Genomic DNA, 14,300 nt, shown 5'->3' with positions numbered 1-14,300 from the left:
CTGGATCGGGAGCTGGCTGTCGGGAAAGTTGAGGCCCTTTCCCTCCCGCAACTTCTTGCCCTGCGGGGCGACTTTGTCCACCTCCAGCACCACCCCTACCGGCTCGATCCCTACGACACGGGCGCCGATTTTGCCGTCGTCGATCCAGACAGTTGCCCCCACCTGCAGGTGCGCCAAGATCTCTGGCGGGGTGCAAGCCACCTGGCAAGAGGGGTCAGAGGTGACCGGCGGCATGGCTGCCGTGAGCAGGAGGCGATCCCCGCGGTACACCTTGGCTTTGCCGGGGGGCATGGCCACCGGGCCCGTGCGGATCTTGGGGCCGGCCAGGTCGAACAAAATCTTGCAGCGCCGTTGAGTCTGGGCTTCGGCCTGGCGCAAGTGGGCCACCATTTTCTCCCACACCAGGGGATCGTCGTGGGCGCAGTTGATCCGGGCCACGTTCATCCCCCGTTGCAGCAGTTGCAGCAGCAGCTCGGGCTGCTCGGCAGCTTCGCTGGGCAGGGTCACCATGATGCGGGCGCGGCGGTGGGGAGAAGGAGGGCCAAACAGCGCCTCAGCATGCTGCTCCAGCGCCATGTCCCCAGCGTAAAACTCCTCATAGCTGGGCCCCTTGTGGCTTAGGCCCTGCGTGGCTGCCAAAGTGGCGATCACCGCATCCAGGGTCTCTAAGACCCGCGATTCACACCGTCCCAGCGAGGACAGTCCCACCGCAGCCAGCTCCAATTGCAGGTTGCGCAGATCGTGTTGGCGTAGCGCCAGGTAGCGCGCCAGGTTGCAGAGGGCTGCAGGAGGGTTCCCAAGGCAGCCCCAGGCGGCCAGGTAGTTCTGGGATCCCTCGACAACCTGCTGTCGTAGCTCCAGGAGCCGCTCCAGCAAACCCTTGAGATGAAAAGAAGCCATGCTGGAACCCAGCCCAGTTCTCTGCCCGCCTAGGTCGATCGTAGGCGGATTGGATTGAGAAAGGGAGGGAATTAACCTTTTGTTCCCCAAGGTTCCGGTCTAAAGTCGTTAACAGCCTTCACCTCTTGGGCGAAGGGCTTGCTGTCCCAACTACCCTTAGGTTGCGTGAAACTCTCCTCTCCCCCCACTCCTTGTTCGGTCAAGCAGTCTTGCCGCAGGCTCTCCCTCGTCTGTGCAGTAGGCCTGATGGATCGCTACATCCTCTCCGAGATGCTCCTGCCGTTTCTCTTTGGGGTGGGGGCGTTTACCACCCTGGTGATGGCCGTGAGCTCTCTGTTTGAGCTGGTGCGCCTGGTGGTGGAGGCGGGGCTATCGATTTCAGTGGCCCTGCAGGTGTTTCTGCTGCGGGCACCGGGGATCATCGTCTTGACGTTTCCCATGGCAATGTTGTTGGCGACGTTGCTGGCCTATGGGCGCCTGTCTGCCGATAGCGAGATCACGGCTCTACGCGCCTGCGGCGTGAGCCTCTACCGCCTGGTGGTGCCGGCTGTCCTGCTCAGCTTGTTGGTAACGGCGCTAACGTTTCTGTTCAACGAGCTGGTGGTGCCGGTGAGCAATCGCCAGGCAGCCTTGACTTTAAACCGCGCTTTGAACCGGCATCCTGACTTTCGCCGCGAGAACATCCTCTACCAAGAATTTGGCGAGATCCTCACGCCGGAGCCCGATGGCAGCTTTTCCCGACGGCAAGGGCTAACCCGTCAGTTTTACGCCCGCAGCTTCGATGGCCAAGAGATGCGCGGCGTGATCGTCCTGGATGTCTCTAACGAGGCTCTCAGTCAAATTCTGCTGGCGCAGCGGGGGCGCTGGGATCCCCGGGAGAACCTCTGGGTGTTTGAGGAGGGCACCACCTACATCGTTTCGCCCGACGGCACCTACAGCAACATCGCCACCTTTGCCCGCCAGGAGCTGCGTCTGTCGCGGGCGCCGCTGGATTTGGCCCAGGAGGTTCGCAGCCCCGAGGAGATGAACATTCCAGAGCTGCGCCGCTACATTGAGGTTCTTGCCAGCTCAGGGGATCTGCAGCGGGTACGCCGCCTCCAGGTCAACCTTAGCCAGAAGTACGCCATCCCCTTTGCCTGTCTGGCCTTCACCCTGATCGGGGCCCCGCTGGGCCTACGACCCCAGCGCACCAGTTCTTCTTTGGGCTTGGGCCTCAGCGTGCTGATTATCTTTGCCTACTATGTGCTCCTGTTTGTCAGCCAGGCGCTGGGGCAGATCGGGACGCTGGGGCCAGAGGTGGCAGCTTGGCTGCCCAACTTCGTCTGCCTAGGCATAGGGGGGGCCTTGCTCTACCGCGCCAACCGCTAGGCTGGCTAGCGCAGCGGGATGAACTCGGTGCGGCCAATGATCTGTTGGCCTTGATCCGAGAGGGCGTAGTTAATGAAGTCAGCCACCACGGGGCTGGTCTTTCGCGGCACCACCAAGAACACGTTGCGGGCCAGCGGGTAGCGGCCACTTTGAATGGCCTCGCGGGTGGGCATCTGGCCGTCGATGGGCACCATCCTCACCGTTTGCTGGTTCTGCACTTGATCCACGGTGCTGTAGGTGATGCCGTCTTCCCCCAGCGCCCGCAGGAGAGGAGTGGTGACGTCTTGGGTGGCGGTGGTGAAGTAAGGGGGGTTGTCGGGGGCAAAGGGCAGCCCCAGCAACACCAGCTCTTGGAAAACGCTGTAGGTGCCACTCTGGGGAGCGCGGTTGAGAACACGAATCCGCCGATCCGGACCGCCCACCTGGCTCCAGTTGGTAATCCGACCCTGGAAGATATCGGCCAATTGCTGCAGCGTCAGGCCGCCCTTGTAGGGGTTGTTGACCCCCACCGCCACCGCCAGCGCATCCTTGGCCACTGGGATGGCCTGCAAACCCGCCTGCACCTCCGTGGCGTTGAGGGGGCGGGAGCTGGCAGCAAGCTGGATGCGGCCCTCCATCAGCGCCTTAAGGCCAGCATTGGAGCCGTTGGGCTTGCCATCCGGGATCCCGTAGGTAATGGGGATGCTGGGGTTGCGCTGGCTGTAGCCAGACTTCAAGGCCAAGACGATGCGGACCATCGTGACGCTGCCATCCATCTGCAGCACCGCCGGGTTGGGCAGGGAAGTGTCCAGGTTAACGGAGCTGGCAGGGGGATTGGGGGCCTGTGCCTGGGGAAGGTTGGGTGCCGCTGGGGCTTGCGGCTGAGCAGTCGGGCTCCCAGAGGTGCGGCTAAGCCAGGAGCTGAGCAAGCCTGAACGATGGGCATACCAGCCGCCCCACCCCAAGATGGCAATCAGGAGAATATAGACAATCGGCGGCGGGCCAGAAGGTCGTGTGGCCATGGAACTCCTCCTGGGGAACGGGGATAACCCTCCTCTGTTGTATCAGCTACCCCCCTCTTTAGGGAGCAAAGTCTCTTACCTCCCGCAACTCAATCACATCGGCACGGGGATCTGCTTGGAGGACCTCCAACTCAATCCAGGCCCCCAGCGGCACCTGCCGCTCCAAGCGCACCGGCACGCGAAAGGCAATTTCATCCAGCATGGCCATCACCAGGTTCTCCTCCTCGCGCAGATAGCCCAGAACCAATGCCCGCCAAGTCTGCCCTGGTCGCTGGCGCAGGTACTCAATGCTCCAGTAGCGCTTGGACTTGCGCTCCACCTGAGCGGCCTCGGCCGTGCCTGGCTCAATGCCTAGCAACACCTGCTGTACCTCGGCTTCTGTCAAGGGCAGGGGATCCCCGCGCAAAAAGGCCTTGATCTGGTAGTGCGCCACCAGATCCAGGTAGCGGCGAATTGGGGAAGTTACCTGGCAGTAGGCATCAAGGCCCAGGCCCGCGTGCCGCTCGGGCTGCGTGGCCACCTCTGCCCGCGACAGACACCGCATGATGGCAAAGGACCTGACCGGCCCCTGGGGGTACAGCTCCAAAACTTCCGGCGGGGGCAGTTCGGGAGCAGGCTGCAGGCGGTAGGGCACTGGGATCCCATGCTGGCGGGCAAAGCGAGCGGCTACCTCGCCGGCCAGCACCATCATTTCCGCCACCATCTGCCGCGCCGGTGTATCCTCAATAACGCGCAGGTGGGGGATCTCGTCGATGACCTTGATGTCCTGCTCCGGCAGGCCAATAGGGATCGCCCCTTGCCCAAGTCGCCAGGTGTAGCGCCAGCGGGCTGCCCGAGCAATGGCTGTCAGCTGCGGCTCTGCCTCCAACTCCAGCATCTCGTCGGCATCGTCGTAGGTGAGGCGGTAGTTTACCTGGATTTGGCTAAGGCAAATTTCGTAGTCGCGCACCGCCCCGTCGCCTCCCAGGCGAATGCCAAAGCTAAGGGCAGGCCGCACCTCCCCCTGCACCAAACTCATAGGACCAGTGGACAGCTCTGGCGGGAACATCGGGATCACCCGCTCTGGCAGGTAGACACTGGTACCCCGCCGGCGGGCCTCTAGATCTAGAGGATCCCCCCACTGCACCCAACAACTGGGATCGGCAATGTGGATCCAGAGCTTCGCCTCGTCCTCCGACCAAAACTCGACGCTGAGGGCATCGTCGATGTCGCGAGTGCTGGCGTCGTCAATGGTGTAGGTGTGAAGATGAGTGAGATCCCGACGCCGATGGGACTCCAGGAAGGGAGGGGGGCCGCCCAGCAAAGTTTGGGTGTAGCGCTCCACCTCTTTGGGGAACTGGGTGGGGATCCCCGTAAGGCGCAGGGCCAGGTTCTCGTGGCGGCTCCACAGTCCCAAAGCCACCAACGCCTCAAAAGCTCCCTGGGGCGTGTCGGGGAATCCCAGGAGCCGCAGCAGGTGGGAAGCCCGCTCGCGATCCGAGGGGGTGAGGTTGTGGGAAAGGTCCTCGTAGTTGCGAAGGCTATCGGGTGCTCCCTGCAGAGCTAAGCGCTCCAACAGCTCCAGACGAGCCCGTTCCGCCGGGGTCCAAGTGTACTTTTGCCCAGGCTGGGCCACCGCTGCCTTTAGGCGGGCCTCAAACTCGGCCTGCTCCTGCTGCCGCTGCTGGGCGACAGCAATTTGATGGAGAATTTCCTTTACCTGTGCCGGCGGGCGCGGCTCGTAGCCTTCTCCCTTCTCCTTAAAGTAAATGTAATCCTCGCTCAAAAGGCGGTAGGCTGCATAGGTGGAGACCGGCGAATCGTCGGAAAACAACAACTGCGCCATCTCCGACAGGCTCAGGGGCCGCCGCTCCTCCTGAACCAATTCCCAGGCCAAAGCCAAGCTCTCGGGATCCAGCTTCGCCTGAACCGCCTGCCAAAAGCTGGGGATGTCGGAAACGGTAAAGTTGGAATTGCCGTTCAGGGCAAACGTAATTTGGCGGGGGTGAACGCTGTAAACCTGCCCTGAGGGCACCTCCAACAGCAGGTTCTTTTTGCCCTCCGTGCCCTGAACTACAGCCAATAGCCGCTCGTTATTGTGGCGAAACTCTACCAGCGTACCCTTTTCCACCCTCTCTACCCAGCCAGGCTCACGCTTGCTGCTCTCAACATTCTCCCCTAGCTCTGCCTTCCTTGACTATGGGAAAAACCCGCCAAGCAAACTTACCCTAAAAGGCTAGGTGGAGGCTGCTAGCTGCCAGGGATCCCAAGGCAGAGCTTGCTGAAGCCCCTCCTAGCTGGTTGAAGAAAACCTATACAAGCCAGTGGAAACCATCAGGAGCAAGGTAGAATCTTGGCCGTAGATTCTGGGTCTCTCCATCTCCAAAAGTTTACCTAGCAAGTCCCGGTCATCTGGGCTTGCCAGCAACGACGAGGTTAGCCGTGGACGCCCCAAAGCGCTTACTGGTTGTTGATGACGATCCCAATCTCGTCCTCCTGGTGAAGGATTACCTGGAGTTTCGCGGCTACGAGGTGGTGGCAGCCAGCAATGGTCTGGAAGCCCTGGAGGTGATGCGCCGCTTGATTCCGGATCTCATCATCTGCGATGTGATGATGCCGGAGATGGATGGCTACACTTTTGTCCAGACCCTTCGCTCCGATAGGGCCACGGATTGGATCCCGGTCATTTTTCTCTCGGCGCGGGGGCAAACGGCAGATCGGGTGCGCGGGCTCAATACGGGGGCAGACGCCTACCTGGTCAAGCCCTTTGAACCGGAAGAGCTGGTGGCGCAGGTGGAAGCTACCCTCAAACGCACGGAGCGCCTGTTGCAAATGCAAGGTGCCCCCGTTCAGCCGGTCATCCAGCTAGATCGAGAAGTTGAGCTTACTCCCACGGAAACCAAGGTGCTCCAGTACGTAGCCAGGGGCATGCCCAACCGCGAGATTGCCGAGGTGATGGGGGTGAGCCAGCGCACCATCGAAAGCCATGTCAGCAACATGCTAGCCAAAACCGGCCTGCACAATCGCACCGAGCTGGCCCGCTGGGCCATAGAAAGTGGTTTGGGCAGAGGCTAAGGGAGCTAAGGACTTGGCAGGAGCGCGGATTCTCAACTTCTCTGCGCGCTGTCTGCGGTTTTGGCGGCAAACTGTAAGGAGGTACCCGCCCTCCTGTGTCGGCTAGGGTCTAGACCTTATGGGATCTCGTCCACCGCGTCCGGCTCGGCCCATTCGCTCCGGCCACTATCCAGCCAAAGAGCTGTGTAGCCAGTGCGGCCTCTGCGATACCTGCTATGTCGCCCACGTCAAAGAGGCCTGTGCCTTTTTAAACCAGCAATTTACCCACCTGGAAGAGCAAACCCACGGGCGATCCCGAGAATCGCTGCGCTCCAAGTCAGCTGCTGTCAGCGATACTGACTACTTCGGCGTCTACGAGGCAATGTACACGGCCCGCAAGCGGGATCCGATCCCTGGTGCCCAGTGGACGGGTATTGTCAGCAGCATTGGCATGAAGGCCCTCAGCAGCGGCCTAGTAGAAGGCGTGGTGTGCGTGCAGGCGGATCCCCAGGATCGCTTTCAGCCGCGGCCTATCTTGGCGCGTACCCCGGAGGCAGTTTTGGCGGCGCGGGTTAACAAGCCAACGCTATCGCCCAACTTGTCGGTCTTAGAGGAGGTAGAGCAAAGCGGCCTCAAGCGCCTCTTGGTCATCGGCGTAGGCTGCCAGATTCAGGCTTTGCGGGCGGTGGAGAACAAGCTGGGCCTGGAGAAGCTCTATGTGTTGGGCACCCCCTGTGTGGACAACGTCAGCCGCGCGGGGCTGCAAAAATTTTTGGAAACCACCAGTCGCTCCCCGCAGACGGTAGTGCACTACGAGTTCATGCAGGATTTCCACATCCACTTCAAACACGAAGATGGCTCGGTGGAAAAGGTGCCCTTCTTCGCCCTCAAGACCAAAGAACTCAAGGACGTGTTTGCCCCCTCCTGCCTCACCTGTTTTGACTACGTCAACAGCCTGGCCGACCTGGTGGTGGGCTACATGGGATCCCCCTTTGGCTGGCAGTGGCTGGTGGTGCGCAACTCGCGCGGGCGGGAGCTCCTGGATCTGGTTTGGGAAGAGCTGGAAACCCAACCGGTGATCTCGCAGGGATCGCGGCAAGCGGCAGTGCAACAGGGGATCCAAGCCTATGAGCAAGCCTTGAGCTTGCCCCTATGGCTGGCTCGGATCTTGGGGGCAGCCATCCAGCGCTTTGGGCCCCGCGGCCTGGAGTATGCCCGCTTTTCCATCGACTCCCACTTTGTCCGCAACTATCTCTATGTGCGCCGCCACTATCCCCACAAGCTGGAGCGGCATGTCCCTCCCTTTGCCCGGCGGATTGTGGAGCAGTATCACCTTCCGAAAGACTGAGGCTCAGCAGTAGCGGATCCCGGCCTCGGCCCAGCGGTCGATGGCCTGCCCTATGCGCTCGCAGTCGGCAATGAGGCTAATCCGCACGTAGCCCTCTCCCCCTTCTCCAAAAGCGTTGCCAGGGGTTACGACCACGCCTGTGGACTCCAAAACCCGCAGGGCAAACTCCGTCGAGCCTTCGGGGGTGCCGTCGGCGGTGCGGGGGGTGGGGATCCAGAGGTACATCGTCGCCCGCGGCGGCTCGATCTGCCAGCCCAACTCCGCCAGGCGGGCAATGAGATAGTCGCGCCGGCGGCGGTAGCGCTCTTTCACCTCCTCCAAGTAGCTATTGGGCAGGCGCAGGGCAGTTTCGGCGGCCTTTTGGATAGCTCCAAAAACGCCGTAGTCGAGGTTGGTCTTTAGGGTGCGCAGGCTCTGGATGATCTGGCGGTTGCCCACCACAAACCCTACCCGCCAGCCGGCCATGTTGTAGGTTTTGGAGAGGGTGTGGAACTCTACTGCCAGGTTCTTGGCACCGGGGATCTGCAGCAGGCTGGTGGGCCGATAGCCGTCAAAGGCCAGCTCGGCGTAGCACAGGTCGTGCACCAAGAGCAGGTCGTATCGGCAGGCAAACTCCACCACTTCTTCAAAAAAGGAGCGGGGCGCCACCGCCGTTGTCGGGTTGTTGGGGTAGTTAAAGTAGAGCAGCCGCGCTTGCTTGGCCACCTCCGGCGGGATCTCCTGCAGGTCAATGAGCCACCCTTTTTCCGGACGCAGCAGCAGCGGGTAGATCTGGCCGCCGGCAATCAGGGGGCCGCGAAAATGGGGCGGGTAGGCGGGGCTAGGCACCAGCACCAGATCCCCGGGATCCACATAGGCCAAGGCCAGGTGGGTCAGGCCCTCTTTGGATCCCAGAAGAGGCAGCACCTCGTCATTGGGATCTAGCTCCACTCCATAGCGGCGCCAGTACCACTCGGCAATGGCCTGGCGGAAGCTAGCTGTGCCCTCAAAGGGAGGGTAGCCGTGGTGGAGGGGATCGGCAATGGCCGCCTGGGCTGCTTCCACCACGGGCTGGGGGGTGGGGCCATCGGGGTTGCCCATGCCCAGATCGATCAAATCCAGCCCCTGCTGGCGGGCGCGGGCCTTGAGCTCGTCCAGCCGGGCAAAGACATAGGCAGGCAGCTTGCGCAGGCGTTGGGCAGGGGCAAGGTTCATAAAGCCACGGAATTGGGGTTAACTGCACAGCTTACCGCCAGAGCGGCTCCCAAGGCAATCTAGAGCAAGGCCAGTCTTGGGCGGCAGGAAAGCCAACGGCTAGGATAGAGATCCAGCTTTGGCTTTCTCAACAGCAGCCGTGCCCTTACCTCTAGTAGCTGTTGTGGGTCGCCCCAACGTGGGCAAGTCCAGCCTCGTCAATCGCATGGCGGGGGTACGGGCGGCCATTGTCCACGACGAGCCTGGCATAACGCGGGATCGCCTCTACCAAGAGGTGGAGTGGAATGGGCGCCGCCTGCGGGTGGTGGATACGGGCGGACTGGTCTTTGGCGACGACAGCGAATTTTTGCCCCATATTCGCCAGCAGGCCATGGCAGCGATGGCCGAAGCGCACGCGGTGATCTTCGTGGTGGATGGCCGCGAAGGGCTGACCCCCGCCGACAAAGAATTGGCCGATTGGCTGCGCAAACAACCCCTGCCAGTGGTGGTGGCCGTCAACAAGTGCGAGTCAGGGCAACTGGGCCTGGCCCAGGCGGCAGTCTTCTGGAAGCTGGGGCTGGGCGAGCCGATCCCCTGCTCTGCCCTCCACGGCAATGGCGTGGCAGAGGTGCTGGAGGCAGTGCTGCCCCATCTGCCGGAAGGGGAGGAAGCCGCAACTGAAGCAGAGCCCATTGCCGTGGCCATTGTTGGCCGGCCTAACGTGGGCAAGTCCAGCCTGCTCAACCGCCTAGTGGGATCCGAGCGGGCCATTGTCAGCCCCATCGCCGGCACCACCCGCGATGCCATCGACACCCTGGTGGAGTGGGAGGGGCAGACCTACCGCCTCATCGACACGGCCGGGATCCGCAGGAAAAGCCGGGTGGAGTACGGGGTGGAGTTTTTCAGCATCAACCGGGCCTTCAAGGCCATTCGGCGCTCGGACGTAGTGCTGCTGGTCATTGACGCCTTGGAGGGGGTAACCGAGCAGGATCAGCGGCTGGCTGGCCGCATTGAGGAAGAGGGCCGCGCCTGCATTATCGTCGTCAACAAGTGGGATGCAGTGGAAAAGGATACCTACACCATCAACGAGTACACCCGCGAGATCCGCGAGCGGCTTTACTTCATCGACTGGGCGCCCCTGTTGTTTGTTAGCGCCCTCACAGGGCAGCGCACCCACAAGATCTTCGCCGAGGTCAACACCGTGGTAGCCGCCCATCGCAAACGCATCCCCACCTCCGTGGTCAACGAAGTGCTGCAGGATGCCCTTGCTTGGCAATCGCCCCCCGCCAACCGCCAGGGCAGGCAGGGCAAGATCTACTACGGCACTCAGATAGCAGAGCAGCCCCCCACTTTCCTCCTTTTTGTCAACGATCCCGATCTCTTCAAAGAAAACTACCGCCGCTACCTGGAAAAACACTTCCGGCAAAACTTAGACTTTGCCGGCACTCCCCTCCGCTTTGTCTGGCGCGGCAAGTCGGAGCGGCGGGTGGCCCAAGAAGTGCGCAAGCTGGAGGGATCCCTGGCCTCCCCCTAGGATTGGAGTTAACCAAACCTCAAAAAAGCCTATGGCTGTGGATCCCAACGTCAAAACTCTAGTGGAAAACCGCCGCGCCCGCTTTGAGTATGAGATCTTGGAGACCTACGAAGCTGGGCTCCAACTCACCGGCACGGAGGTCAAGTCCATCCGAGCAGGCAAAGCCAATCTCCAAGATGCCTTTGCGCTCTTTCGCGATGGCGAGGCCTGGCTGCACAACTTGCATGTTGCCCCCCACGGGACTACCAGCAAGGAGTTCAACCACGATCCCACCCGCCGCCGCAAGCTGCTGCTGCACCGCCGTGAGATTGATCGCCTGCGGGGTTTGGTGGAGCAAAAGGGCTTGACGGTAGTTCCCCTGCGCCTGGTGCTCAACCGCGGCTGGATCAAAGCCCACCTGGGCGTGGCCCGCGGCAAAAAGCTTCACGACAAGCGGCAAGCCATTAAGGAACGGGAGACGCGGCGGGAAATCCAGCGCGAGCTCAAGGGGCGCTAAGGCCTGCCAAGCTCTCGGTAGTTCCGATGGGTAGCTGCCCGGCAACTCTCCGTCAATCGGCTGCAGGGAGACCTCTAGGCTCCAGGGAGAGGGAAAAAGCGCTCGGTGGCCTTGACCCGCTCACACCAGGCGCGGATGTTGGGGAAGGGCTTGAGGTCAAATCCGCCTTGCTCCGCCACGTGGGTATAGGTGAAGAGGGCCAGATCGGCGATGGTGTAGCGGTTGCCCACAAAGAATTCTTTCCCCTTCAGATGGCCTTCCATGATCTCCAAGGCCTCCGTGCCCAGTTTTAGGTTCTGGGCAATCAGCTCGGCGTTGGCCTCGGCCTGGCCAGTCCGCACGAGGAAGCGGGTAGTGGCAATGTAGCGAGCAATGCGGGTTTGTTCAAAAAACAGCCATTTCAGGATCTCAGCCCGCTCTAGCCGCGTTTGGCCATAGAGAGGGGTGTCTTCTGCTAGATAGACCAAGATTGCAGCCGACTCGGCCAAGACCGTGCCGTCTTCTAGCTCCAAGGCCGGGATCTGGCCCAAGGGGTTCTTGGCCAGGTACTCGGGGCGGCGGTTCTCGCCGGTGCGGGAGTTCACCTCAACCGTCTCATAGGGGATCCCCAGCTGCCTCAGAAGTAGCTCCACCTTGTAGCAATTGCCAGAGGTGGGGATCCCGTACAGTCGCAGCATGGTTCTTAGCCTTCCACGGGAAGCATTGCCATTTCCATGATTAGCTGCAACCGCCGCTCTGCTCAATCCCTACGTCTCGAGGCGGTAGCCGAAGTCGCGCAGGAGGTGCTCGGAGCGCCGCCAGTGGGGCCGCACCTTGACAAACAGCTCCAGGTACACCTTGCCGGCAATGAGCTTTTGAATCTGAAGGCGGGCAGCCTGGCCAATTTGCTTGAGCCTTTCCCCTCCCTTGCCAATGAGGATCCCTTTTTGCGAGTCCCGCTCTACGTAGAGGGTGGCCAAGACGCGGGTAACCTTGGGGGTTTCCTCCACCTGGTCGATGGTTACGGCCACCGAGTGGGGCACTTCCTCGCGGGTGTGCAGCAGCACCTGTTCCCGGATGAGCTCCGCCATGATGAATCGCTCTGGCTGATCGGTGACCAGGTTTGGCGGATAGTAGTAGGGCCCAGCCGGCAGCAGGTCGACGGTGACTTGGATAAGGGGTGGCAAGCTGCCGGGATCCAGGGCAGACACCCAAACCACCGGCGCAGCGGGCCGCAGGGCCTGGTAGCTCTCCTGGTGAGCTTGGCGCGTGGCAGCGTCTTTGAGGAGATCGGCTTTGTTGCAGACAAGGATGCAGGGGGTAGTGGCAGGGATCCGCTCCGCAATGAAAGCGTCACCGCGACCTGCTGGCACTGAGCCATCCACCACAAAGAGAACGACGTCCACACTCCCAATGGCGGCCTGGGCGTTGTGCACCAAGATCTCCCCCAGTCGGTGGAGGGGCTTGTGGATGCCAGGAGTATCCACCCAGATGATCTGGGCTTGGGGGAGGGAGAGGATCCCGCGCAGGCGGTTGCGAGTGGTCTGGGCCACAGGGGAGGTGATGGCGATCTTTTGACCTACCAGGGCGTTCATGAGAGTGGACTTGCCCACATTGGGCCGTCCAATGAGCGCCGCAAACCCCGACTTAAACCCTGGTGGGGCCGCGGGGAGGGCAGAGGGCTCCAACCCCCTTATTTGAACGGGCTCCAGCGGGGCTGAGATCTCCTGCTCCTCAAGCGGAGGATGGCCGGCATTCTGCTGCTCTGCTGCCATGGGGAACGCTACCTCGGGTGGACGGGCAAGGACTGGTCAGCCAGCGAAGCCTCGGGGAGGGATCCCAGCTTGGCCAGGGTCGTGCCAGGGTAGTAGAAAGCGAGGATCTCGGCTGCATTCAACCCCCGCCGGGCTAAGGTGTAGGCGCCGTACTGGCTCAGCCCCACCCCATGGCCAAAGCCGCCGCCGATAAAGCGGTAGCCCGCTAGCTCCTTGCCCTGTTTTAGGGGCTCGACGCGAAACAAGGTGCTGTAGAGGCGGGGAAAAGCTAGGCGCACCTGATCCTTGCGCAAAACCAGCGAGTGAGATCCTTGGGGCGTCTGCAGGTCCACTTGCAGCGCCTGAACCCGACCGCTGACCGAGCGCTCCAGAACCTGCAGCCCCTGGATGGTCGTCCACTCGGGGAGAGGGATCCCGAGGTACTCTTGGGCAGCCCGCAGCTGGGCGTTGAGCTCCGCCAGGGATTGGGAGAACTCCCAGCGGAAAAGGCGAGATACCCCTGCTTCATGGAAACCTTCCCGCTGCTCCAGAAAAGCCTTGAAGTCGCTCTCCCGCCGCAAATCAAAGGGCTGAGCGGGCTGGTGGGCGAGGTCAGCGCGGGGGCGCAGGTAAGGGCGCGGCTCGCCGTCCCAAACTTCTTCAAAGCCTGCCGAGATGCCGCCGTTGGAGGAAGAATAGACAGCATCCACCAGCTTGCCATTGTAGGTAAGCACCAAGCCGCTGGTCTGGCGAATGGCCTCATCCGCCCGCGGATGGGTTCCCGTCAGCCCCTTGTAGACCTGGCAGTGGGTGTTGGCACAGAGGTGGTAGTCGTCGACCTGAAAGCGGTGCAGGTTCTTGAGGGCGTAGGTGCGCGCCAGAATTGCCTGGGCAGCCATGGCGGCAAAGGGAGCTCTCGGCCCTACTTCGTGGGGCACCACCCCCCGCAGATAGGTTTCCAGCGGCACGGCGTTGACCACGGTGTAGCTGCCGTAGGCGTTAGGCTGAATGGTAATCGAGCCGGCATAGTAGCGGTCGTTTACCCGCAGATAGCCCGCGTCCGAGGTTACCTGAAGCCGGGTGCGGTGGTAGCGAAAGTGGCCATGCACCCAGCTTAGCTGGGGCTGTTGGCGCCGCTGCTGGACCTCAAGCCGCACCTGGGGGATCCCCTTGGCCTGGGCATAGCGCTGAATCTGGGCCAACTGCTGAGGGGTGTAGGCGCGGCTGGCCCACACTTGCCACTCCTGCGGCTGGGCAATCTCGGTGCGGATCCCTAAAGCCTGCCAACGCTTGGCGCTGGCCTCGGCGCTCTCAAAACTTTTGTGGCTGCTGAGAACAAGGCGGTACACGGTTTCTGGAGTGGCCAAGGCGCGGTTGACGATCCCGACAGTTACGCGCGGAGTGCGCTGCCTCTGGGTGCTGCCGTCGGCCTGGGGAAATTCCAGCGTCAGTAGCGACCCGGTTGGCGCTGCCAACTCCACCTGATCCTGTTCAGAGCGACCAAACTGCTGCAGGATGCCCACCCGTAAGATCGGGTTTTGCGGGGTAGCCACCGTGGCCCAGGTTCCTCGGGGATCCCCTGTGGCGCGCAACGCCAAAGCTGCAAGCAGCACACCCCAGCCGAGCGTGCCCTGGAGAGGAAACCGCCGCTGGGTGGGGGGAGGTTGGTAACTGAGCATCGGCGCTTTATGCTGGTAACGCACCCGTTGATTCT

12 protein-coding genes are annotated in these 14,300 nt (G+C 61.9%); 5 read left to right on the top strand and 7 right to left on the bottom strand.

The features are described from left to right. The coding region (locus NW808_RS03900) for a pyruvate kinase (protein WP_414420351.1) at positions 1–900 on the bottom strand (900 nt) is incomplete at its 3' end. A 246-nt stretch (positions 901–1,146) separates the two neighbouring features. On the opposite strand from NW808_RS03900, the gene NW808_RS03895 reads away from it, so the two are divergent. Further along, the gene (locus NW808_RS03895) at positions 1,147–2,268 is read left to right on the top strand and encodes an LptF/LptG family permease (RefSeq protein WP_414420350.1); all 1,122 of its coding nucleotides are present in this window, start codon (positions 1,147–1,149) and stop codon (positions 2,266–2,268) included. Positions 2,269–2,273: 5 nt separating this feature from the next. On the opposite strand, the gene NW808_RS03890 is transcribed toward NW808_RS03895, so the two are convergent. Continuing rightward, positions 2,274–3,269 carry a phosphate ABC transporter substrate-binding protein gene (locus NW808_RS03890; RefSeq protein WP_414420349.1) on the bottom strand — a complete coding sequence of 332 codons (996 nt, stop codon included), beginning with the start codon at positions 3,267–3,269 and terminating at the stop codon, positions 2,274–2,276. 58 nt (positions 3,270–3,327) lie between these two features. After that, complete coding sequence (locus NW808_RS03885; RefSeq protein ID WP_414409613.1) at positions 3,328–5,379, bottom strand: ribonuclease catalytic domain-containing protein; 2,052 nt, start codon at positions 5,377–5,379, stop codon at positions 3,328–3,330. 311 nt (positions 5,380–5,690) lie between these two features. Here NW808_RS03885 and NW808_RS03880 point away from each other — a divergent pair, with 311 nt between their 5' ends. Both NW808_RS03880 and NW808_RS03875 read left to right on the top strand, forming a co-directional pair. After that, the gene (locus NW808_RS03880; RefSeq protein ID WP_414420348.1) at positions 5,691–6,323 is read left to right on the top strand and encodes a response regulator transcription factor; all 633 of its coding nucleotides are present in this window, start codon (positions 5,691–5,693) and stop codon (positions 6,321–6,323) included. A gap of 118 nt (positions 6,324–6,441) precedes the next feature. Then, on the top strand, positions 6,442–7,650 hold the full coding sequence (locus tag NW808_RS03875; RefSeq protein WP_414420347.1) for a Coenzyme F420 hydrogenase/dehydrogenase, beta subunit C-terminal domain: 1,209 nt from the start codon (positions 6,442–6,444) through the stop codon (positions 7,648–7,650). A 3-nt stretch (positions 7,651–7,653) separates the two neighbouring features. On the opposite strand, the gene NW808_RS03870 is transcribed toward NW808_RS03875, so the two are convergent. Continuing rightward, positions 7,654–8,844: an aspartate aminotransferase gene (locus NW808_RS03870; protein ID WP_414420346.1), complete on the bottom strand. Its 1,191-nt coding sequence runs from the start codon at positions 8,842–8,844 to the stop codon at positions 7,654–7,656. Between the two features lie 139 nt (positions 8,845–8,983). Here NW808_RS03870 and der point away from each other — a divergent pair, with 139 nt between their 5' ends. Next, on the top strand, positions 8,984–10,357 hold the full coding sequence (gene der, locus NW808_RS03865; protein WP_414420345.1) for a ribosome biogenesis GTPase Der: 1,374 nt from the start codon (positions 8,984–8,986) through the stop codon (positions 10,355–10,357). 31 nt (positions 10,358–10,388) lie between these two features. Next, a complete protein-coding gene (smpB, locus tag NW808_RS03860; protein ID WP_414393409.1) occupies positions 10,389–10,853 on the top strand; it encodes an SsrA-binding protein SmpB in 465 nt (154 codons plus the stop codon). A 74-nt stretch (positions 10,854–10,927) separates the two neighbouring features. Here the strand turns inward: smpB and NW808_RS03855 are convergent, their stop codons facing one another. The 3 genes from NW808_RS03855 to NW808_RS03845 form a co-directional block, all read right to left on the bottom strand. After that, positions 10,928–11,530 carry a glutathione S-transferase family protein gene (locus tag NW808_RS03855; RefSeq protein ID WP_414393407.1) on the bottom strand — a complete coding sequence of 201 codons (603 nt, stop codon included), beginning with the start codon at positions 11,528–11,530 and terminating at the stop codon, positions 10,928–10,930. 69 nt (positions 11,531–11,599) lie between these two features. Then, the gene (era, locus tag NW808_RS03850; protein WP_414393405.1) at positions 11,600–12,607 is read right to left on the bottom strand and encodes a GTPase Era; all 1,008 of its coding nucleotides are present in this window, start codon (positions 12,605–12,607) and stop codon (positions 11,600–11,602) included. Positions 12,608–12,615: 8 nt separating this feature from the next. Then, positions 12,616–14,265 carry a SpoIID/LytB domain-containing protein gene (locus tag NW808_RS03845; RefSeq protein ID WP_414420344.1) on the bottom strand — a complete coding sequence of 550 codons (1,650 nt, stop codon included), beginning with the start codon at positions 14,263–14,265 and terminating at the stop codon, positions 12,616–12,618. Positions 14,266–14,300 lie beyond the last annotated feature (35 nt).

Origin of the sequence: Synechococcus sp. W70.1, assembly GCF_047461515.1 — a bacterium.
GTDB lineage: Bacteria > Cyanobacteriota > Cyanobacteriia > Thermostichales > Thermostichaceae > Thermostichus.
The sequence above is the reverse complement of the archived record's forward strand: the minus strand, read 5'-3'. Positions and strand labels throughout refer to the sequence as shown.